Annotated in this window: 19 protein-coding genes; 6 read left to right on the forward strand and 13 right to left on the reverse strand. The window is 71.5% G+C overall.

Features of this window, described 5'->3' with window-relative positions; translation table 11 throughout:
- Positions 1-179: 179 nt before the first annotated feature.
- A complete protein-coding gene (locus O7620_RS24625) occupies positions 180-779 on the forward strand; it encodes a hypothetical protein (protein WP_278125406.1) in 600 nt (199 codons plus the stop codon).
- Here the strand turns inward: O7620_RS24625 and O7620_RS24630 are convergent.
- The 3 genes from O7620_RS24630 to O7620_RS24640 form a co-directional block, all read right to left on the reverse strand.
- The gene (locus tag O7620_RS24630; RefSeq protein ID WP_278125407.1) at positions 747-1,133 is read right to left on the reverse strand and encodes a hypothetical protein; all 387 of its coding nucleotides are present in this window, start codon (positions 1,131-1,133) and stop codon (positions 747-749) included. The two genes, O7620_RS24625 and O7620_RS24630, sit on opposite strands and share 33 nt — an antisense overlap.
- A gap of 213 nt (positions 1,134-1,346) precedes the next feature.
- Positions 1,347-1,568 carry a DUF397 domain-containing protein gene (locus O7620_RS24635; protein WP_278125409.1) on the reverse strand — a complete coding sequence of 74 codons (222 nt, stop codon included), beginning with the start codon at positions 1,566-1,568 and terminating at the stop codon, positions 1,347-1,349.
- Positions 1,538-2,419, reverse strand: coding sequence for a helix-turn-helix transcriptional regulator (locus O7620_RS24640; RefSeq protein ID WP_278125410.1), 882 nt, complete (start codon positions 2,417-2,419; stop codon positions 1,538-1,540). The genes O7620_RS24635 and O7620_RS24640 overlap by 31 nt, the downstream gene beginning before the upstream one ends.
- A gap of 627 nt (positions 2,420-3,046) precedes the next feature.
- On the opposite strand from O7620_RS24640, the gene O7620_RS24645 reads away from it, so the two are divergent.
- Both O7620_RS24645 and O7620_RS24650 read left to right on the forward strand, forming a co-directional pair.
- Positions 3,047-3,331 carry a hypothetical protein gene (locus O7620_RS24645; protein WP_139586807.1) on the forward strand — a complete coding sequence of 95 codons (285 nt, stop codon included), beginning with the start codon at positions 3,047-3,049 and terminating at the stop codon, positions 3,329-3,331.
- Positions 3,332-3,429: 98 nt separating this feature from the next.
- Entirely contained in the window at positions 3,430-3,873 is a 444-nt protein-coding gene (locus O7620_RS24650; protein WP_151493021.1) for a hypothetical protein, read from the forward strand.
- A gap of 7 nt (positions 3,874-3,880) precedes the next feature.
- Here O7620_RS24650 and O7620_RS24655 read toward each other — a convergent pair whose 3' ends face one another.
- Together O7620_RS24655 and O7620_RS24660 are read right to left on the reverse strand one after the other, a co-directional pair.
- The gene (locus O7620_RS24655) at positions 3,881-4,711 is read right to left on the reverse strand and encodes a PASTA domain-containing protein (RefSeq protein WP_278125411.1); all 831 of its coding nucleotides are present in this window, start codon (positions 4,709-4,711) and stop codon (positions 3,881-3,883) included.
- Positions 4,712-4,835: 124 nt separating this feature from the next.
- Positions 4,836-5,531 (reverse strand): PASTA domain-containing protein, encoded by a 696-nt coding sequence (locus tag O7620_RS24660; protein ID WP_278125412.1) that lies wholly within the window; start codon positions 5,529-5,531, stop codon positions 4,836-4,838.
- A gap of 125 nt (positions 5,532-5,656) precedes the next feature.
- Between O7620_RS24660 and O7620_RS24665 the strand changes: the two genes are divergently transcribed.
- On the forward strand, positions 5,657-6,997 hold the full coding sequence (locus tag O7620_RS24665) for a hypothetical protein (RefSeq protein WP_278125414.1): 1,341 nt from the start codon (positions 5,657-5,659) through the stop codon (positions 6,995-6,997).
- A gap of 57 nt (positions 6,998-7,054) precedes the next feature.
- On the opposite strand, the gene O7620_RS24670 is transcribed toward O7620_RS24665, so the two are convergent.
- Both O7620_RS24670 and O7620_RS24675 read right to left on the reverse strand, forming a co-directional pair.
- A complete protein-coding gene (locus O7620_RS24670) occupies positions 7,055-8,533 on the reverse strand; it encodes a glutamate--cysteine ligase (protein WP_278125415.1) in 1,479 nt (492 codons plus the stop codon).
- Positions 8,534-8,826: 293 nt separating this feature from the next.
- On the reverse strand, positions 8,827-9,408 hold the full coding sequence (locus O7620_RS24675; RefSeq protein WP_278125416.1) for a YceI family protein: 582 nt from the start codon (positions 9,406-9,408) through the stop codon (positions 8,827-8,829).
- 86 nt (positions 9,409-9,494) lie between these two features.
- Between O7620_RS24675 and O7620_RS24680 the strand changes: the two genes are divergently transcribed.
- Positions 9,495-9,998 carry a MarR family transcriptional regulator gene (locus tag O7620_RS24680; RefSeq protein WP_151492509.1) on the forward strand — a complete coding sequence of 168 codons (504 nt, stop codon included), beginning with the start codon at positions 9,495-9,497 and terminating at the stop codon, positions 9,996-9,998.
- 223 nt (positions 9,999-10,221) lie between these two features.
- On the opposite strand, the gene O7620_RS24685 is transcribed toward O7620_RS24680, so the two are convergent.
- The 3 genes from O7620_RS24685 to O7620_RS24695 all read right to left on the reverse strand — a co-directional run bounded on the left by O7620_RS24685 (position 10,222) and on the right by O7620_RS24695 (position 15,809).
- Positions 10,222-12,891, reverse strand: coding sequence for a helix-turn-helix domain-containing protein (locus tag O7620_RS24685; protein WP_278125419.1), 2,670 nt, complete (start codon positions 12,889-12,891; stop codon positions 10,222-10,224).
- 158 nt (positions 12,892-13,049) lie between these two features.
- Positions 13,050-14,198, reverse strand: coding sequence for an acyl-CoA dehydrogenase family protein (locus O7620_RS24690; protein WP_278125420.1), 1,149 nt, complete (start codon positions 14,196-14,198; stop codon positions 13,050-13,052).
- A 78-nt stretch (positions 14,199-14,276) separates the two neighbouring features.
- On the reverse strand, positions 14,277-15,809 hold the full coding sequence (locus tag O7620_RS24695; protein WP_278125421.1) for an acyl-CoA carboxylase subunit beta: 1,533 nt from the start codon (positions 15,807-15,809) through the stop codon (positions 14,277-14,279).
- Between the two features lie 163 nt (positions 15,810-15,972).
- On the opposite strand from O7620_RS24695, the gene O7620_RS24700 reads away from it, so the two are divergent.
- On the forward strand, positions 15,973-16,545 hold the full coding sequence (locus tag O7620_RS24700) for a snapalysin family zinc-dependent metalloprotease (RefSeq protein WP_151492504.1): 573 nt from the start codon (positions 15,973-15,975) through the stop codon (positions 16,543-16,545).
- Between the two features lie 53 nt (positions 16,546-16,598).
- Here the strand turns inward: O7620_RS24700 and O7620_RS24705 are convergent, their stop codons facing one another.
- From O7620_RS24705 to O7620_RS24715, 3 genes are read right to left on the reverse strand one after another with little or no spacing between them, the layout of a single operon-like run.
- Entirely contained in the window at positions 16,599-17,519 is a 921-nt protein-coding gene (locus tag O7620_RS24705; protein ID WP_278125423.1) for a hydroxymethylglutaryl-CoA lyase, read from the reverse strand.
- 32 nt (positions 17,520-17,551) lie between these two features.
- Positions 17,552-18,991: a M1 family metallopeptidase gene (locus O7620_RS24710; protein WP_278125424.1), complete on the reverse strand. Its 1,440-nt coding sequence runs from the start codon at positions 18,989-18,991 to the stop codon at positions 17,552-17,554.
- Complete coding sequence (locus tag O7620_RS24715; RefSeq protein ID WP_278125426.1) at positions 18,988-19,878, reverse strand: M20/M25/M40 family metallo-hydrolase; 891 nt, start codon at positions 19,876-19,878, stop codon at positions 18,988-18,990. Before O7620_RS24715 ends, O7620_RS24710 begins: the two co-directional genes overlap by 4 nt.
- Positions 19,879-19,938: the final 60 nt, after the last annotated feature.

The raw sequence follows: 19,938 nt of genomic DNA on the forward strand, positions 1-19,938 counted from the left end.
GGCCCCACCGTCAATCGACTGTTGCCGATCGAGCTGAGGGTATTTCAATGGTCGCCCGGTTGAACATGTCGAAACGTCCATAACCTCGGTGGGATGACCCCCCTACGGGGTCTGGGTCCGGGGTGAACGGGGGACCGGCCCGGATTCGCTCGACGTCGATCCGGGAAAGACTCTCCGACATGGAGAGTCAGCTCACCATCCTGTTGCCGATCGCCGCCGTCTGGCTGGCCGCCGGCGTCCTGGCCGACGGCCTGCCCCGGCTGCGCAACACCCGCACGTTGCGTAGGCGTACCGGATGGTTGCTGGTCCTCGCCCTGAGCGGTGTGACCCTCACCGCGGCCGTGCTCGCCGGTGGGCTGTTCAGCGCGGGCACCGCCCCGGTCGACCGGGCCGCCGCCGGGCTGACCCTGGCCGTCGGCCCCGCGCTGGTGGTGGCGGTCTGCTCCGTACGGCGGATCCGGCGGCTGTGGGCCGGCGCCAGCGCGTTCGCCAGCGCGCCCGCCACCCCGGCCCCGCACGGCCTGCGTGCCGCGGGGGCACATCCCCTCGTCGGGCTGCCCTTGCAGGTGAGCGCCCTGACCACGCTGCCGGCGGTGATCGCGGCAGCCGGAGCCGACCTCGGCGCCGAGCCCGGTGTCACCGGGCCGGCGATCACCGTCGGCGCGCTCACGGTGGCCGTCATCGGCGTCCGGCACGCGCTGCGACACAGCCGGCTCGCCGAGCGGACCCGCCCGGCGGCGTCGACGTCAGCGCGAGCGGCCGGGCCCCTGCACGTATAGCAGCTCCAGGATCGCCCTGGTCGCCTCGAACCAGCGGTCCAGCCATCCGGGCGGCGGCACGCTGCCCTTCGGCGGCAACTCCAGCAGCAGACCGCGCAGCAGCGGGTGGTCGGCCAGCGAGCCGGTCGCCTCCATCGGCCAGCCGCTCGGCGGGAACGACGGCTCGACCAGCGGGTTCGGGTCGAGTGAGGGCAGGGAGAGGGGCGGATCGACCGACTCGGCGGCGGACGCCTCCTGGTCGCTCGACACCACCTCGGTCAGTACGGTGTCCCGACGCGCCCCGCGGTACTTGCCACCGAACCGCTCCGGCTTGCCCGGACCGTTGGTGAGATTGTCTGACCCGATCGTCGTCATCCGTCTCGCCTACCTCGCTCGGTTGCGGATCGGCGCGGCGGATCATCGACCAGCGCCGCTACCGACCGGTTCAACGAGACGGACCCGCTGTGGCGACGGGAATCCCGGCGGAACCTCGCGGCCCCCGCCCGACGACGGCGCGGGCGGCCGGGCCCCGGGCACGGGAAGGTCCCCGCCCGGTCGGAACCGGACGGGGACCGCACAGCCGCTCGGTCAGGCCGAGCCGAACACACCACCTCTGGTGCCAGCGACGAAGGCGTGCCAGTCACCTGGGGCGAAGACCAGGGCCGGGCCGGCCTTGTCCTTCGAGTCCCGCACTCCGACCGCCCCCGTCACGTACGCCACCTCCACGCAGTTGTCACAGTTCGGCCCGCTCTTCGAGCTCTTGAACCATGCTGCCTGCGTCAGGTCCACGGGGAACTCCTTGGTCGCCATTTCCACAACGGCTCCTCTGCCAGTTTTGCGATGTGTGCGACGGACTCCTCGGGACGTATGGCCGCAGCGCGGATGTGATCGAAGATGAAGCTGTACTTCTGTAGTTCGTCGCTCTTCTCGAGGAAGAGCCCACCCGTGGCGTTCTCCGCGTACACAACATCCGGATCACCGGGCTCAGGGAAGCTGAGGATCGTGAAGGTCCCGTCCATGCCGGCGTGCGCACCCACCTCGAAAGGCAGGATCTGAAGCGTCACGTTCGGCAACTCGGCCACCTCGACCAGCCTCTTCAGCTGGCCGCGCATCACCTCGTCCCCGCCCACCGGCCGACTCACCACCGCCTCATCGAGCACCACCCACAGATCGACCGGATCGTCCTGGGTCAACAACGACTGACGGCCCAGACGGACACGCACCCTTTGGTGTACCTGATCGGCCGTGAAGTCCGGCCGGGCGGCGCGGATCATGGCACTGGCGTACTCCTCGGTCTCCAGAAGACCCGGCACCACCTGCTGCTCGTACGCCCGGATCGAGCTGGCCGCGGCTTCCAGCCCGACGTACGCGCCGACAAGCACCGTGCTGTACGGGTGCCACCAGCCCTTCTGTCGGGCCTCCCGGGCGATCTGCACCAGCTCGTCGCTCTCGGCGCCCACCACGCCGTAGATCCGCAGCATGTCCCGCACGTCGCGGGGCGTGGCCGTGGTGTGGCCGGTCTCGATCCGGGAGACCTTCGACGCGGAGCACTCCAACTGCTCGGCGACGACCTCGATGGTGATCCCGGCGGACTCCCGCTGGCGGCGCAGCTCGGCACCGAGCCGCCGCCGTCTGATGGTCGGGCTGCGCCGTTCACTCATCGCGCAACCTTCGAGTCACTGGTTCCCGCCGCTGGCTGCTCGACCCCACCCGTGCTACCTCCGGTCGACGCGCCGCTGGCTGCCGCCCGCCGGGGGCGCGACCGTCGACCGGCGAACGCTCGCGGCGAGGGGGTGGTGCCGGTCATCGGCCGGCCGCGACGGGCGACACTGGCCCCCAGTGTGCCGTCCGGACACGGAAGGCTTCAAGCGCCGCTTTGCGCGACACGCTCGCGTATCGGCAAAACTCGACGTGCAACTTGCATGAAGCACGTCACTGATGCACTCTGTCCGTATGGCACGGATCACTCAGCGTCTCCGTCTGATCCCCCGGAGTGGTGACCCCACCGACCCGGGGGCGTCGGGCACGACGCGGGCCTGGCCGGCACCACCGAGACCTGCTCCGGGGTGATGACCCCGCCGCTGCAAGCCGGCAAGCTGCGGCGGCGGGCGCGGTTCCCGGAAGCAGCCGGGTGATGGTCGGGTGGCGGCACGCCACCAGCGGAGTACGGCCCGACCACCACCATCCGCACCACCGGTCCACGAGGCACGACCCCGTCACCGGCCGAGACTCTTCCCCGATCAGTCACCGCCGGCGCAACCGCCGGCCAACCCTCCCCAGGAGCCCATGTGCTTCCCCGCTCCGGTGACGTTCTGCACGTGACTCGCGCGGCGAGTGTCCAGTTCCTCAGGCCGATCATGTTCCGGGTGATCCGGGTGCTCGACTGGCCGACGTACGACGGTTGGCTCTGGCTCGACGGCTACGAGCTCAACGCCGCGGGCGACGCGGTCAACCGACGGTCGATCTTCGTCCAGCGGGAAGGGTTGCAACAGGTGCAGGCCGCACCGGAACCCCGCCCGCACACCGTACGGACGCGGCGGCCCGTCTCCCGTACCCCCGTCCGGGTGGGCTGACCACCGCGATCCGCCGCCGGTGGGCGTGCCGTCACCATAGAATTGATACGCCCACCCCGGCACCGTTCCACCCGCACGTCCCGGGCCCTGATCCTGGGATGGTCATGGTCAATCAGCCCGCCCCGCGGCGGCACCACCGCTCCCGTATCGCCTATGCCCTCGGATTGCTCGCCCTGCTCGCGGCCGTGACCACAGCCGTGGTCCTGGTCCGCGACCCGGCGTCGTCCGCGACCCGGCTGACCACCCCGGTGCCGGCACCGGAGATCACCGTGGTGGACGCCGACCCACCACTGGACGACGACCCCGGCTGGATCGGCGCCGTCGCCCCGAGCCACCACGCCGCAGCGGCCGACCCGACCAGCTCAGTGGCCGGCGCCGGTGCCGGTGGTCAGTCCGACGGACGCCAGGACCTCGCCGAGGCGGGCCCGACCGGGGACGCCTCGACGGACGTGCGCCGCTCACTGTTCTGGTCCGGGATCTTCGGTCTCACCATCTCGCTGGCCGGGCTCGGCCTGGTCGGCACCCGCCGCCGCATGTGGTGAACACCGGTCACGGTGTGCTCGTCGCCGTCGGGCTCGGCGCGGTCGGGCTGCTCCCGGTCGAGGGCCGGGCCTGCGAGACGATCAGTAGTACGTCCTCGCCGGTCGACACCGTCGTACCGGCCTCCGGATCGGTGCCCACCACCGTCCCGGGCGGCAGCTCCGACGGCCGGTACACCACCCGGTAGGGCAGGCCGAGCCGGTCCAGCAGCCCCTCGGCGGTGGCCTGCGGCAGGCCGGCGACCGGCGGCACCGGCACCTCGGCGGGCTCGCTGGACGGCGGCGGGCTGCTCGGCGTCGCACTGCTCGGCGTCGCGGAGGTGGGGGCGGCGCTGGTCGGCGCGGCGCTGGTGGCAGTGGTCGGGGGAATCGACGGGGTGGACTCCGGGTCGTCCCGGTCGCTGTCCCGAGCATTGAGCACCACCCAGAGCGCGGCCCCGAGCAGGCCGGCGAGCACCAGCGCGAGCACACCCCAGAGGATCGGCAGCCACCATCGCCGCCCACCCTGATCTTCGGCGTACCACTCGCCGCCCGGCTCGGCCGGTCGCGGCGGCCGTACCTCCGCCCGCCCCGACCACGGCGCGGGGTTGGACCGCTCCGCGGGCATCCGCGCCGTCCGGTCGGCCGGCTGCGCGAATGCGGAGCGGTCGATCGGCGCCGTCTCGTCGGGCGAGGCGGAGCGATCCATCGGCACCGTCTCGTCGGGCGAGGCAGCCCGGTCCATCGGCGCCGTCTCGTCCGGCGCGGCGGGCGTCCGCTGCGGCCGGTCGGCGGGCGGCAGGGCGCGGGTCCGGTCGTCGTCGTGCTCCCCGGCGGGCGGCTCCTGGCGGTCGTCGCTCATCGCACGTCCTTTCCCGAACCGGGCGGGCGGCATGGCCCTCGACCGTCAACCTAGCGGCCCACGGCACCATCGGCGGGGATCAGCGGCCCCGGCGAGCCGGGACACGGTCACCGGCCGACGTGGATCATAAGGTGGGTTTCGCGGTCGGCTGGCCGTTCGGATCCGCACCGCACCAGATGCTGACCTGGTCGTTCCAGCGGGCCGGGCCGTCCTCGGCCGGTTCCTGCCGGGTGACCTTTCCACTGCGTCCGCTGCGGTAACTGGGGTAGAGGCCCTCCTCGACCAACTCGTCGGCGGCCTTGGCGCAGTCGTCGCCAACCACATCCGGCACCTCGGCGGGCGGCGGCGGCCCGGCGATCTGGAGTTGCACGGTGGTGCCCCGGACGACCTCGGTGCCCACGGCGGGTGAGGCGCTCTCCACCGTACGACCGGTGCCACCTCCGAAGACCAGCCGCCAGCCCAGGCGCTGCTTGCGCAGCATGTCCCGGGCCTCCTCGAAATCGGCGCCGAGCACCGGCGGCACGGTCAGCCCGGACGCCTTGGTCGTGGTGGCGGTGGTGCGGGGAGCCGAGGGCGTGGTCCGGCCCGTACTCGGCCTGGGCGCGGTGGTCTGGGTGGTCGGCGTGGCGGACGCGGTCGCCACGGCGAGTGGCTGCTCCGGATCGTCGTCATCGCCGGCCAGCAGCCAACCGCCGGTCGCGCCCACCGCGGCGAGGAGCACCGCCACCAGCCCGCCACCGAGCAGCACGGTGGCCCTGCTCGGGCCGCCCCCGTCCCGGTCGCCAGCGGATTCCTGCCGCCCCGTGTTCACATCCGTCATACCGCACACCGCCTCATCACCGGCGACCGTACCGGTCACCGCCAAGCCCGTTCGCGCCCATCGGCCCGTGCCGGCGGATCATCTGCGACTCGCCGCGCCGTCGACGGGACGTTACGCTGCCCGGCATGGCCAGACGGGGCTGGGGAGTATCGATCGCGACGGCGATCGGCGTCGCTGCCGGCGCGGGCGCCGCACAACTGGGCTTCGGCTACGGGCTCGGCGTCATCACCTGGACGCCCACCGACGCCGGCGCCGCCGACACGGCATGGGCGGACGGCCTCGCCTGGGCGACCTGGCTGGCCGCCAGCTCAACGGTGCTCGGCGCGGTCTGCGCACAGCGGTTGCACCAGCGGCCGGTGCCGGTGACCCGTCCCGAGGTGCCCACCCCGGTGCCGGCGGACGGGTCCGAGCGTCCCTCGACTCCCGCCACCGGCCCGACCGGGACCGACCGACCGCCCACCGTGGATGGACCGACGGCTCCCGCTGAGAGCCGTGGCCTGCACGGACCGACGGCTCCCGCCGAAGGCCGTGACCTGCTGGGGCGGGTGGCCATCGCCCTCGGCGCCGGGCTCGGCGGGTTGGTCACCGTGCTACTCGTCGCCGTGCCCGCGCGGGTCGCGGTCGGCGCCGACAGCGACGTGCCACAGCGGATCGCCGCCGCGCACACGGCACTGGGCATCCTCATCGGCGTACTCGTCGCGCTCTGGGCGCTGCGCGCCCGCGCCGCCGCGGTGAACGTGACCGCGACGGCCGCCTGGCTGTGGCTGCTCGCCGTGGTCTCGGTGATCGACGGGGTACGCGTCGGAGGCGGCCTGGTCGGTGCTCAGCTCGGCACGTGGCAGCTCGACCCGGATCACCCCCGGTACTGGATCGGGGACCAGCTCTACTGGCCCGGTGCGCTGCTGGCTCTCGTCCCCGCACTGGTGATCGGGGCGTCGGCCGCGCGGCGGGCCGCCCGATCACCGGGTCACCGGGTCGGCGCGGCGGCGTCCGGGGCGGCCGGCCCGTTGCTCGTCGCGCTCGCGTACCTGAGCACCGTGCCGCGCTGGTCGACGCCGGGCCCGGCACAGCTGTCCACCCAACTGATCGCCCCGTACGCGGTGATCGTCGGTGTCGGCGGGTCGGTGCTGGCCGCCGTCCTCGCCGAGCGCGCCCAGCGCCACCGGCACGTGGTTGCCCCACCCGCCCAGCCCGACCCGACGAGGGCCACGGTGGACGTCCCGGCCGGTGCGGCCGAACCCGGGTCGCCCGCACCCGGCATCGAGATCGGCACGTCGGCGCGGCGCGACGGACCCGACGCGCCAGAGGAATCCGGGCCTGGTGACGCGACTCGCGTACCCCGGGTGCCCGCACCACGGTCGGAGCCGGACCTTCCCGCCCACACCGGGATGCCACCGCAGGACCCGGTACCAACCCTTCGCCGCGCCCGGGCTACCCGCAAAAACCCCCGCCCCGCCAGCGACTGACCTGCGCCGCTGCCGCTCCCGCTCCTCCGCGCGGAGCGGGAAGTGAGGCGGGGGACGTCAGTGGACCGGCCAGGTGTGGACCGGCTCGTTGGTGCGCTGGAGTTCGGCGTAGTTCTGAACCATGTGGTGCAGGGCCGCGGGCCGGTCCATGCCCTGGTGCCGTTCCGCCGCCCAGACCGCCTCCGTCTGCCAGACCGCACCGTTGCGGCCGGTACGGCAGCGCTGCTCGATGATGCCGAGCAGCCGGTCCCGCTGCTCCGCCGCGACCCCGAACCCGTCCAGTCCCGCGGCGGCGGTGGGCAGCAGCTCATCCAGCACCAGCTTGGTGACCGGCACATCGCCGAGCTGGGGCCAGTGCAGGACGGCGTCCAGACCGCGCCGGGCGGCGGCGTGGAAGTTCTCCTCGGCGGAGCTGAAGGTGAGCTGGCTCCAGATCGGCCGGTCCGCCTCGGCCAGACCACGGGCCAGGCCGAAGTAGAAGGCCGCGTTCGCCAGCATGTCCACCACCGTCGGGCCGGCCGGCAGCACACGGTTCTCCACCCGCAGGTGCGGACGGCCGTTCATGATGTCGTAGACCGGGCGGTTCCAGCGGTAGACCGTGCCGTTGTGCAACCGCAGCTCACCGAGCTGCGGCACACCGCCGGCGTGCAGCACCTCCACCGGGTCCTCGTCCTCGCAGATGGGCAGCAGCGGCGGGAAGTAGCGGACGTTCTCCTCGAACAGGTCGAAGATCGAGGTGATCCACCGCTCGCCGAACCACACCCGGGGGCGTACCCCCTGGGCCTTGAGCTCGTCCGGGCGGGTGTCGGTGGCCTGTTGGAACAGGGCGATCCGGGTCTCGGCCCACAGCTGGCGGCCGTACAGGAAGGGAGAGTTCGCCCCGACCGCCACCTGGACCCCGGCGATGGCCTGGGACGCGTTCCAGTAGTCGGCGAAGCTGTCCGGCGCGACCTGGAGGTGGAACTGGAGGCTGGTGCAGGCGGCCTCGGGGGCGATCGAGTCGGTGTGCGTCTGCAACTGCTCGACGCCGCGGATGTCCAGCTCGATGTCCTCGCCGCGGGCGCCGACGATCTGGTCGTTGAGCACCCGGTAGCGCTCGTTGGTGGAGAGGTTGTCCTCCACCAGGTGCCCCTCGGTGAGGGTGGGCAGGATGCCGACCAGGACGATCTTCGCGTCGGACCTGGCCGCGCGTTCATCGGCCCGGGCCAGGCTGCTGCGCAGGTCGTGCTCGTAGTTGGCGAAGCCGGTGCCCTCGATCAGTCGAGGTTCGGCGTTGAGTTCCAGGTTGAACTGCCCCAGCTCGGTCTGGAAGAGCGGGTCGGCGATGTCGGCGAGGATCTCCTCGTTGCGCATCGCCGGCTCGGCGGCCGAGTCGACGAGGTTGAGTTCGATCTCCAGGCCGGTCATCGGCCGGTCGGCGTCGAAGCCGAAGTCGTCCAGCATCAGGGCGAAGACGTCCAGGCATCGCCGGACCTTGTGCCGGTAGCGGACGCGGTCCTCCCGGGTGAAGGCGCCCTGCGAGACGTCCCTGCCCATGTGTCCTCCCGACGGCCGGCGCGGTCGGGATCCTGCCGTCCCGGAAAGCGCATTGTGAACCATCCACGGTAAGAGCGCTCACCTGGCCGGGCCAGAGGCCGGTTGCGGCGTTCCGACGCCAGCCGTGGCGAGCGCGCTCGTGCCGCCACCTGTACCCCGTCGACATGGTGACGGATCCGCTCGCGGTGCGAGCAACTCGTGACAATTCACACCCGGACGGGAGGCCGTGGAGATGACGGCGGGCCCGCGCCGACGTGCGGCGCGGGCCCGGAGCGTACCGGCGATCCGAGGGATCAGGCCTGGCGGATGCCCTCGCCCTCGATCTCGATCTTGACCTTCTTGCCGACCAGCACGCCACCGCTCTCCAGGGCGACGTTCCAGGTCAGGCCGAACTCCTCGCGGTCGATCTCGGTGCTCGCGGAGAAGCCGAAGATGTCCTGGCCGAAGGGGCTGCGACCGACGCCCTCGAACTCCACCTGGAGCTCGACCGGACGGGTGACGTCCTTGATGGTCAGCTCACCGGTGAGCACGAACTCGCTGCCGCGGCGGGACGTGACGCCGGTGCTGCGGAACTCGATCGTCGGGTACTTCTCGGCGTCCAGGAACTCGGGGCTGCGCAGGTGCGCGTCCCGGTCGCCCTGGGTGGTGTCGATGCTGGCGGCCTGGATGGTCGCGACGACCGAGGACTGCAGCGGGTCCTCGGCGATGGTGATGGTGGCGGTCGCCTCGTTGAACTCACCACGGACCTTGCTCACCATCATGTGTCGGGCGACGAAGCCGACCCGCTTGTGCGCCACGTCCAGCACGTAGGTGCCGGCCGCCGGGATGGTGAGGCCGTCCCAGTCGCGGGTAACCGCATCGGTGCTGCTGGTCATGCTGCTGTCCTCCAGAAGAGATCGTTTAGTACGCCAACTATAACGATAACAATATTCCCCGTGTCAAGTACTGGTAGGATGAACGAGTGACCAACGTCTTCGACGATCCCCGGATCACCGCTGTCGGCCTGCTCTTCGAGGTGCACGCCGGGCTGTCGGCCCGGTTCGACGCACAACTGGAGGAGCACGGCTTCTCCGCGGTCGAGTTCGAGGTCATCACCCGACTGGCCCGCTCGCCGGGCAACCAGCTGAGGATGACCGACCTCGCCGCGCAGACGTCGCTCTCCACCAGCGGGGTGACCAGGGTGGTCGACCGGATGGAACGCGACGGTCTGCTCACCCGCCGGGCGTGCCCGAACGACCGACGCAGCTCGTACGCCGTGGTCACCCCGGCCGGCATGCAGCGACTGGACGAGACGCTACCGGGGCACCTGCAGATGATCGAGCAGTGGTTCACCGGTCAACTCGACCCGGAGGCCCTGGCCGCGCTCCTCGACGGCCTGCGTCGGGTCCGTGACGCCGTACATCCCTGCGCCACCGCCGGCAGCACCGACGCCGCCCCGGAGGAGGCCGCCGCGCCTCGACCCTGACCGGTTCGGCGGCCGTCGGCGGCACCGAGAAGCCGTGTGACACCACCGGCAGAAAGACCGGCAGAACTGACCTTGGCATCCGGATAAAAACCACGAAAAGCGCCTTCCGCTCGGGCTGCGGTGGCAGGCTTCGTCCACCGGGGATCCACCGGGGGGTGACGGCGCGGGCGAACAGCGAGGGGTAGCACCAAGGGGGCTCTTCGTCCGCGCCACTCCGCCGCCACTACCGCGTCGCCGGCCCTCCCCGGCTGGCGGTCAACGCGTAGAGCAACCCGGACTCCTGCGGCAGCAGTTGGATGCCACTGTCCTGACAGACCCGGTCGAGCCGGTCGAGGATCGCCGGGTCTCCGGTGCTCGCCGCCAGCCCCACCAGCGCCTCCACCACGTCCCGCCGGTCGTGACCGGCGTCGGCGGCGGCCGCGAACCACTCGGCGGCCAACTCCCGGTCACCCCGGTGCAGCGCCAGATTCCCCTCAATCAGCGCGCAGATCCCCACCTCGGGGCCACCCCAGGCGAGCACGGCGTCGTCCGAACGCGGCCGCGGCGGGCCGGGCGAGGGCATCAGGACGGCCGCCGCCTCGGCAGCCCCCGCGCGCAGCTCGGCGAGCACCTCGGTCGCCTCCGCACCGCGACCATCCTGGGCGAGCGCCAGGCCCACCGTGCCGAGCACCCGACGGCGATGCCCCGGATCCCCCAGCTCGGACAACGCCGCCACCGCACGCCGCCCCTGGTCCACGGCGTCGGCGTACCGGCCCTCCAGGCGGGCGACCTCGGCCCGGTTCGCCCAGGCCAGCACCCGTAACCGCTGCTCTCCACCCTCGGCGGCGAGCCGGTCCACGGCGGCCAGCCGGCGGCGCGCCGCCGCCAGGTCACCCACTCGGATCTCGTGCCAGGCGAGACTGTTCTGGGCCACCGCCAGGTCCCGCGTCCGCCCGTTGCGAGCAGCCAGCCGGAGTGCCGCCTCGGCCTGCTCGCGGGCCTCGTCATGGCTACCCACGGTGATCAGCAGCGCGCCGAGCACGTTCCGCGCCTCCAACTCCCCGGTCACGTCGCCCGCCTGCCGGAACATGTCCAACGCGGCCCGCGCCGTGGGCAACTCGTCGGCACCCGCACCGTGCTCGGTGGCGAGCCGAGCCACCCCGAGGGTCGCCCAGGCCCGCAGGACCGGATCGGCGTCGGCGGTCCTCGGGTCGGCCAGCAGCCGCCGCAACCACTGCCGCCCGGTGACATCGCGCCCGCGGAACCGCCACCACCGCGGCAGGCAGGCCGCCAGGCGGAGCGCGGTCAGCGGGTCGTCGGTCGCCGCGTGGGACAGCGCCGAGCTGATGTCGCTGCTCACCTCGTCCAACCGGTGCACCGCATCGGGCAGCCGGGGGCCGGCCAGGTCCGCCGCGGTACGCGCCGCCAGGCGGGCGACCACCTCGGCGTGCCGGCGCCGCAGACAGCCCAGCTCACCACCCCCGGCCGCCTGCTCGACGGCGAAGTCGCGGACCGCGTCGAGCAGACGGAACCGGAACGAACCGGTGCCCCGCACGCTCAGCAGGCCCAACTCGACGAGCCGGTCCAGCACCGGAAGGGGGTCGATCGCCACGGTGCCGTCCCGGTCAGCCTCGTCGGCGAGCATCTCCTCGGCCTGCTCCACCGACCATCGGTTGCCGAACATGGCGAGCCGACGCAGCGCCGCCCGCTCGTCCGGGGCGAGCAGGCGGTAGCTGGTCGCCACCGCGTCCCGGAGGGTGCCCGCCACCGCCGCACGGATGGTGTCGGCACCGCTCGGACGACCGGTCGCCGCCTCCGGTCCGTCCCAGCCGGGATGGGTCGGCGGGTCGGCGGGGGTGGTCAGGTCGAGCACGCGGTCGCCGTACCGGTCGAGCAGTTCGGTGAGGTTGAGGAGCCGACCCCGGGCCGCCATCAGCTCGATGGCCAGCGGCAATCCGCCCAACCGGCGGACCAGCGCGGCCAGCGCCGGCAACTCGTCGGGGGTGGGCGGCTCCCGACGGACCTGGGCGAGTCGGGCGGTGAACAGGGCGACCGCCGGCCACGTTCCGAGCGTCGCCGATCCGGCCCCGTCGGCGTCTGGCGGCGGTACGTCGAGCGGCGCGACCGGCCAGACCCGCTCGCCGGGTAGCCCGACGGGATGCCGTCCGGTGACCAGCACGCGCAGGGACGGCAGCACGCCGGTCAACCGGTGCAGCGTCTCGGCCACCGGGCCGGGAGCGCGCTCGACCGCGTCCATCACCAGCAGCGTCGGCCGCCCGGAGAGCCGGGCGGCGAGTTCTGGCAGCCGGGCCCCACCGAGGACCGCCATCGAGGCGGCGAGCACGTCCGGGCCGTCCGAGCCCTCACCGATGAGCACCCCGGCCACACCACCCGGGTACGCCCCGGCGGCCGCGTGCGCCACGGACAGCGCCAGCGCCGTCTTGCCGACCCCGGTCAGCCCGACCAGGCTGACCAGCTGCGGCCCCGGCTCCGTGGTCAGCATGCCGGCCAGCTCGCCGACGTCCCGGTCCCGCCCGATGAGCGTGACCGGCGGCGGGAGGGCGACCGGCGGATCCGTGTTGGCGGGCCGGGTCGCCGCCGGAGCGGTCGTCAACGATGTCGAAGGTACGTCCGGCGGGGCGGTCTCGCCCCGGACCGGGCCACGAGCGGCGGCCATGAACGCCGCCCGGGTCGCGCCGCTCAGCTCCAACGCCTCGGCGAGCAGGCCGACCGTGGTGCGCTGCGGCCGGACGGACCGGCCACGCTCCAGGTCACGCACCGTCCGTACGCCCACGCCAGACCGGGCCGCGAGTTCGGCCTGGGTCAGGCCGGCGGCCCGACGGTGGGCGCGGAGCAGTTCCGGCAGCCCGGTACGACCGGCCGGCCCCGGTGACCCGTCATGATCCGGAGTCATGGGCACGAAGAGTACGGATCGGCTACGACCATCGGCAGTCGAACGTCGGGCTGCCGACGCCCGCTCGCCGAAACCCGACAGCCGAACGGACAGCCCCGCCCGGCACGCCCGGTCCAACGATGCCGGACGATGCCGTACGGCGGGTCCGGTCGTTCCGGTCAGAGGCCCAGATCGCGCGCGATGATCATGCGCTGCACCTCGCTGGTGCCCTCACCGATCTCCAGGATCTTGGAGTCCCGCCAGAACCGGGCGACCGGGTACTCGTTCATGAATCCGTAGCCGCCGTGGATCTGGGTGGCCTCCCGCGCGTTGTCCACCGCGATCGTGCTGGCGTGCAGCTTGGCGATGGCGGCCTGCCGCTTGAACGGCTCGCCGGCCAGCATCCGGGCGGCGGCGTCGTAGTAGGCCAGCCGGGCGGTGTGCGCCTTCAACTCCATGTCGGCGATCTTGAACTGGATCGCCTGGTTGTCACCGATCGGCCGGCCGAAGGCGTGCCGCTCCTTCGCGTACTTGATCGACTCGTCGACGCAGCCCTGGGCGAGGCCGACGGCCAGCGCGGCGATGGCGATCCGACCCTCGTCGAGGATCCGCAGGAACTGGGCGAACCCCCGACCACGCGCACCGAGCAGGTTGGCCGCCGGCACCCGGCAGTCGTCGAAGGTCAGCTCGTGGGTGTCCGAGGCGGTCCAGCCCACCTTGGAGTAGCCGGGCGCCACGGTGAAGCCGGGCGTTCCGGTGGGCACGATGATGGTCGACAGTTCCTTCGAGCCGTCCGGGTTCGTGCCGGTCACCGCGGTGACGGTGACCATGGCCGTGATGTCGGTCCCCGAGTTGGTGATGAACGCCTTCGACCCGTTGATCACCCACTCGTCGCCGTCCAGCACCGCTCGGGTCTGGGTGCCGGCGGCGTCCGACCCGGTGCCCGGCTCGGTGAGCCCGAAACCGGCCAACGCCTCGCCGCTGAGCAGCTTCGGCAGCCAGGTCGCCTTCTGCTCCTCGGTGCCGAACCGGTAGATCGGCATCGCGCCCAGCGAGACCGCCGCCTCCAGCGTGATCGCCACGCTGGAGTCGACCCGGGCGAGTTCCTCCAGGGCCAGGCACAGCGCGAAGTAGTCGCCACCCATGCCGCCGTGCTCCTCGCCGAAGGGCAGGCCGAACAGGCCCATCTTGCCCATCTGCCGGATCACCTCGTACGGGAAGGTGTGCTGCTCGTAGTGCTCGGCGATGACCGGTGCGACCACCTCGCGCGCGAAGTCCCGCACGCTCTCCCGCAGCGCCGCTTGGTCGTCGGTGAGCCGGAAGTCCATCTCATCCTCCTGTGGGGACGGTGCCGTCGGACGCTCGTGACGCCGGGACGGGTGGCTGTGCGGGGGTCGGTCGTCGGGTCAGACCGGGGTGACGCCGTGCCGGCGCCGGGAGAAGTGCCGATCCTTGGTACGCGCCGCCGCGAACCGGCGGACCAACTCGCCGCGCAGGTCGTGCGGCTCGACGATGGCGTCGACCACCAGCTCGCTGGCCAGCCGGACGACGTCGATGTCCTGCTCGTACTCGGCCCGCTTGGCGGCCACGAAGGCGGCCCGCTCGGCCTCGCCCTCGATCGCCGCGATCTTGTTGGCGTAGACCGCGTTCACGGCGGCCTCGGCCCCCATAACCGCGATCTTCGCGCTGGGCAGCGCGATGGTCGCGTCCGGCTCGAACCCGGGGCCGGCCATCGCGTAGAGACCCGCGCCGTACGCCTTGCGGACCACCACGCAGATCTTCGGCACGGTCGCCTCGGAGATCGCCGTGATCATCTTGGCGCCGTGCCGGATGATGCCCTGCTTCTCCACGGCGCTGCCGACCATGAAGCCGGGCACGTCGCTGAGGAACAGCAGGGGCACGTTGAACGCGTCGCAGAGCTGCACGAACCGGGTCGCCTTGTCGGCGGAGTCGACGAAGAGCACGCCGCCCTTGAACATCGAGTTGTTGCCGAGCACGCCCACGACCTGGCCGTCGAGGCGACCGAACCCGATGGTCAACTCCTTGGCCCACAGCGCCTGGATCTCGAAGAACGAGCCCTCGTCGAGCAGGCCCTTGACGTACCGCCGCATGTCGAACGCCTGCCGCTCGCTGGCCGGCACGAGCGCCGCCAGGTCGGCCTTCGCGGGCGCGGCGACGGCCGGCGCGGCCGGCGGTGCCTGCGTCCAGTTCGCCGGCAGGTACGACAGGTAGGTTTTCACCACGTCGAGCGCGTCGGCCTCGGTCTTGCAGAGGAAGTGCCCGACGCCAGACTCGGCGGTGTGCACCTTGGCGCCACCCATCGCCTCCAGGGTGGTCTTCTCCCCGGTGACCATCTCGACCATCCGGTCGGAGCCGAGGTACATGCTGGCGTTGCCGTCGACCATGGCGACCACGTCGCAGAACGCCGGAATGTACGCCCCACCGGCGGCGCTCGGGCCGAACAGCGCGCACACCTGCGGGATGGAGCCGGAGGCGCGGACCTGGTTCCAGAAGATCTTGCCGGCGCCACGCCGGCCGGGGAAGAGGTCGACCTGGTCGGTGATCCGGGCGCCGGCCGAGTCGACCAGGTAGACCATCGGCACGCCGGCGCCGTACGCCCGCTCGATGATCCGGATGATCTTCTCGACGGTACGGGCGCCCCAGCTGCCGGCCTTGACGGTGGAGTCGTTGGCCATCAGGCAGACCTGCCGCCCGTCGATGGTGGCGGTGCCGGTAACCACGCCGTCGGCGGGCAGCCCGTCGGCGAGCGCGTTCGCGTAGAGGCCGTCCTCGACGAACGAGCCCTCGTCGACCAGGAGCGCGACCCGCTCACGGGCGAACAGCTTGCCCTTGGCCGCGTTGGCGGCGTGGTACTTGTCCGCGCCGCCGGACCGGGCCCGCTTGCGCAGTTGCTCCAGCGCCTCACCGTCGAGCGTCACGCCGACCCCCTCGCCACACCAACCTAAACGATCGTTAGGTTAGCGCATTCGCGCGCCAGTCGGCGACCCGACGCGGCCAACCACCCCTCGAAACTCATGCATTGAAATGTATTGATGTTTGCCGTTAGGCTCCTGGCACCCCCTCCCAAGATTGGAGTCAGCGATGACCTCACGACTCAATCGGCTCGCGGTCGCGATGCTCGCGACGGCACTCGCCACCCTCGGCGTCACGGTCGCCAACCCGTCGCCCGCGTCCGCCGCCATGACCATCTGCTACAACACCAGCCAGGCAGGCGCCTACGCCGGCACCGCCAACCAGGCCGCCTCGATCTGGAACAACGCCACCGTCAACCTGACGCTTTCCGCCAACTGCGGCTCCAACCTGCGGATCTACCAGATCACCGGCGGCGGCTCGTACGCCGTGCGGACCAGCCTCGGCAACGGCCGGGTCTACATCGACACCCAACAGGCCGCGCAGTACAGCCCGCTGCGGATCATGACCCACGAGATCGGGCACATCCTCGGCCTGCCGGACAACTACAACGGCAACTGCGCGATCCTGATGTCCGGCGGCAGCGCCGGCACCAGCTGCACCAACCCGTACCCGAGCACCACCGAGGCGAACCGGGTCAGCAACCTCTTCGCCGGCACGTTCAGCGCCACCGAGCGCAGCACCGACCGCAGCGCGGACATCTTCCGCGACAGCTGGCCGGCCGCGCTCGCTCCGGTGAGCTGACCGACAGATACGTGGAAGGGGCCGGCGCACGCGCCGGCCCCTTCGTCGCGTCCTCAGCTCGGCATCGGCGTCAGCCGGGTACGCGGACCGGCCCGCAGCACGCCCGACGGCAGCTTCTTGCCGAGCAGATCCTCGGCCAACTCCGCCGCCTCGATCAGGGCCGCCAGGTCGATGCCGGTGTCGATGCCCATGTCGTGCAGCATGTGCACAGCCTCCTCGGTGGCCAGGTTGCCGCTCGCCCCGGGGGCGTACGGGCAGCCGCCCAGACCACCCACACTGGCGTCGAACTCGGTCACCCCCAGCTCCAGAGCGGTCAACAGGTTCGCCAGCGCCGTACCCCGGGTGTTGTGGAAGTGCAGCAGCACCGGCACGTGCGCGTTGCGGTCGCGTACCGCCGTCAGCAGCTCACGGACCCGGCGCGGCGTGCCCATGCCGGTGGTGTCGCCGAACGCCACCCGGTCCGCGCCGTCACGGACCACCCGGTCGACGATGCCGGCCACCCGCGCCGGGTCGACATCCCCCTCGTACGGGCAGCCGAAGCTGGTCGCCACGATCACCTCGACCCGCGCGGAGGCACCGTGCAGGAGGTCGATCAGCTCGGCGATGTCGTCCAACGACTCGTCGGTCGAGCGGTTGACGTTGCGACGGTTGTGCGTGTCGCTGGCCGACACCACCACCTCGATCTCGGTGAACCCCGCGGCCAGGGCCCGCTGCGCGCCCCGGGTGTTCGGCACCAGCGCCGAATAGCGCACCCCGTCGGCCTTCGCGGCCCGCCGCCACACCTCATCGGCGTCGGCCATCTGCGGAATGGCCTTCGGATGCACGAACGACACCGCCTCGATCCGGCGTACGCCGGTGGCGGAGAGCGCGTCGAGCAGCCGCACCTTGGCGGCGGCGGGAATCGGCTCCTCGTTCTGCAACCCGTCCCGCGGCCCAACCTCACGGATGGAGACGAAATCCGGCAGTTCCGCCATAAGGAGTCACCTCACGCAATCGACTATGTCCGTTACTTGTGGTCCGCCAGCGGGCCGGGGTAGAGGTTCGCTGGGGAGGGCACGGCGGTGCCGTGGACCCACTCGGCGAAGAAGCCGGTGAGGTCGACGGTGGTGTTGCGCTGAGCAAGCGCCTCGAACTGGGTGAACGACGCGTTGCCGTAGCGGTGGTCGCGCAGCCACTGCCGAAGCGTACCGAAGAAGGCAGTGTCACCCACCGTGCGGCGAAGTGCGTGCAGCATCAGCGCACCCTTGCCGTAGAGAGCCGAGTCGAGCTCGCGTCCCGGCCCGGGATCGTAGAGCTTGACCCGCCAGTACTCGGGGTCACCGAGATTCTCCGCCACCAATTCGAGGTAGTCCTCGTCGATGTCAGCACCCTTGTGCTCCCGCCACAGCTGGGCCGCGTACGTGGCGAAGCACTCGGCGATGCATCCGTCGCGCCAGTCGGCGAAGGACACGCTGTCACCGAACCACTGGTGTGCCACCTCGTGCGCCATCGACTCCTCGAAGAAGACGCCCTGATAGGTGGGCCTGCCCTGGGTCTCCAAGGCCAACGGCGCCCCCGGCGGGCTCAGGTAGGGCACCACGGTGGCACCCGAGACGCCGAACGGAAAGGGGCCGAACGTGTCCGTGTAGAAGTCGAGGATCGACGGCATCACCTCCTCGGATTCGGGCCAGATCTCGGTGCCGGGAGCGTACGCGTACAACAGTGGTGTGCCATCGGGCATCGCCGCCTTGTGAACGGTGAACCGGTCGATGGCGATGGTCGTCAGGTAGGTCGCGATCGGCCGGTCCTCGTGCCAGCTGAACGTGGCGCTCTTGGCGTCGGTTCGGGTCGTGCCGGGTCGGCCGTTGCTGATCACGGTCCAACCTGTCGGGACGGTGGCGGTCACGTCGAACGTCGCCTTGTCCGACGGGTGGTCGTTGGCCGGGAACCACGAGGTGGCACTGTGCGGCTCACCGAGCGCTACCGCACCGCCGCCATCCGTGGTGTACCAATCCTTGCCAGTGGCGCCGGCGTAACGCACGCGCACCGTGAACTCCCGCCCCGCCTTGATCTCGACCGCCGGCCGGATCACCAGCTCGTGCGCACCTTCCCGACTGACCTTGTGCGCGGGACGACCATCGACCGACACCGCGGTGACGTCGAAGCCCACCAGATCGAGGTGGAAGACGCTCAGGGTGGTGGTGGCACGCGCCGTGATCGTCGTGTCGCCGGTGAGCCAACCGGGCTTCGCCGGATCGTAGGCGACGCGCACGTCGTAGTGCCCCACGTCGTAGCCGGCATTGCCGTCGTCGGGAAAGTACGGGTCACCCAAGCCTGACCGGGCAGTGGATCGCTGCGGGTACGCGCCAGCGGACGGCGCGCCGAGGAGCAGGCTGACGCCCACGACGACGGTGGTCGCGCAGGCGGCTCGGAGGAGGCGGCGATTGCGGGAGGCGTACCTACTCATGCGCGCTTCCCGTCGCTGAGACCCCAGAGGGCATAGATGATCGCGTTGGTGCTGGTGGTCTGCACGGTGGGAGAGATGTTCTCCAACCGATCGCACGCGAGGTGATAGCAGGCGTCGATGCCGGTGGTGAACCCGCTGACCGGGATGCCCCGATCGGCGAACGACACGTGGTCGGAGCTCCCCACCCCGATATCCCACGTCGGGATGTCGTGCACCGCGAAGTAGTCGTAGAACCCCTTCGCGAGCCCGTCTCCGGTGTCGACGACCAGCCACATTCCGGTCGTGTCGATCCCAGTCATATCGAAGTTCAGATAGGCGCCGATCGCCTTGCGCTGCCTGCTCGGCAGGTGTTTGAGGTAGGCGGCGGACCCGAGCTCGCCCAGTTCCTCCGCGCCCCACCAGGCGAACCGTAGGTGTCGACGCGACACGAGATGTGCCCGTGCCACGACTTCGGCGGTGGCGAGCACCGCCGCCGCGCCGGAGCCGTTGTCATTGATCCCCGGGCCGGCGGGGACGCTGTCCAGATGCGCCCCCACCATCACCACGTCGTTGTCGTCCCCGCCCGGCCAGTCGGCGATCACGTTCTGACTGGTGTGGCGGACGCCCTTCTCGTCCACGTACACGAACTCGTCGATCCGGGTGCGGAAGCCGGCACGGTCGAGCACGCCCTTGACGTAGCGCACGGACTCGGTGTAACCGGGTGTGCCGGCAGCCCGGGTGTCGCCGTTGCGGTCGGCGATCTCCTGCAGTGCCGTGAGGTGCGGCATGACCGCGCCGGCGCCGACGGTGGGCGGGGCAGCGGCGGCGACCGCCGGCGTCGGGGTGAGCGCGGCAGCCAACAGCAGCCCGACAGCGACCATGCCGTTGGGCAAAGCCCGTTTCCTCATGGATGGACCTCTCGTCAGCGACGGATGATCGGATTGACCTCCGTTCAGAAGACGATGCTT

It is taken from the genome of Micromonospora sp. WMMD710 (assembly GCF_029626045.1).
In the GTDB taxonomy this organism is placed as follows: Bacteria; Actinomycetota; Actinomycetes; order Mycobacteriales; family Micromonosporaceae; genus Micromonospora.

Bases quoted from the DNA above. Each gene is read 5' to 3' on its own strand.
- O7620_RS24625 (WP_278125406.1), top strand. From the start codon at position 180: ATGGAGAGTCAGCTCACCATCCTGTTGCCGATCGCCGCCGTCTGGCTG.
- O7620_RS24630 (WP_278125407.1), bottom strand. From the start codon at position 1,133: ATGACGACGATCGGGTCAGACAATCTCACCAACGGTCCGGGCAAGCCG.
- O7620_RS24635 (WP_278125409.1), bottom strand. From the start codon at position 1,568: ATGGCGACCAAGGAGTTCCCCGTGGACCTGACGCAGGCAGCATGGTTC.
- O7620_RS24640 (WP_278125410.1), bottom strand. From the start codon at position 2,419: ATGAGTGAACGGCGCAGCCCGACCATCAGACGGCGGCGGCTCGGTGCC.
- O7620_RS24650 (WP_151493021.1), top strand. From the start codon at position 3,430: ATGGTCATGGTCAATCAGCCCGCCCCGCGGCGGCACCACCGCTCCCGT.
- O7620_RS24655 (WP_278125411.1), bottom strand. From the start codon at position 4,711: ATGAGCGACGACCGCCAGGAGCCGCCCGCCGGGGAGCACGACGACGAC.
- O7620_RS24660 (WP_278125412.1), bottom strand. From the start codon at position 5,531: ATGACGGATGTGAACACGGGGCGGCAGGAATCCGCTGGCGACCGGGAC.
- O7620_RS24665 (WP_278125414.1), top strand. From the start codon at position 5,657: ATGGCCAGACGGGGCTGGGGAGTATCGATCGCGACGGCGATCGGCGTC.
- O7620_RS24670 (WP_278125415.1), bottom strand. From the start codon at position 8,533: ATGGGCAGGGACGTCTCGCAGGGCGCCTTCACCCGGGAGGACCGCGTC.
- O7620_RS24675 (WP_278125416.1), bottom strand. From the start codon at position 9,408: ATGACCAGCAGCACCGATGCGGTTACCCGCGACTGGGACGGCCTCACC.
- O7620_RS24685 (WP_278125419.1), bottom strand. From the start codon at position 12,891: ATGACTCCGGATCATGACGGGTCACCGGGGCCGGCCGGTCGTACCGGG.
- O7620_RS24690 (WP_278125420.1), bottom strand. From the start codon at position 14,198: ATGGACTTCCGGCTCACCGACGACCAAGCGGCGCTGCGGGAGAGCGTG.
- O7620_RS24700 (WP_151492504.1), top strand. From the start codon at position 15,973: ATGACCTCACGACTCAATCGGCTCGCGGTCGCGATGCTCGCGACGGCA.
- O7620_RS24705 (WP_278125423.1), bottom strand. From the start codon at position 17,519: ATGGCGGAACTGCCGGATTTCGTCTCCATCCGTGAGGTTGGGCCGCGG.
- O7620_RS24710 (WP_278125424.1), bottom strand. From the start codon at position 18,991: ATGAGTAGGTACGCCTCCCGCAATCGCCGCCTCCTCCGAGCCGCCTGC.
- O7620_RS24715 (WP_278125426.1), bottom strand. From the start codon at position 19,878: ATGAGGAAACGGGCTTTGCCCAACGGCATGGTCGCTGTCGGGCTGCTG.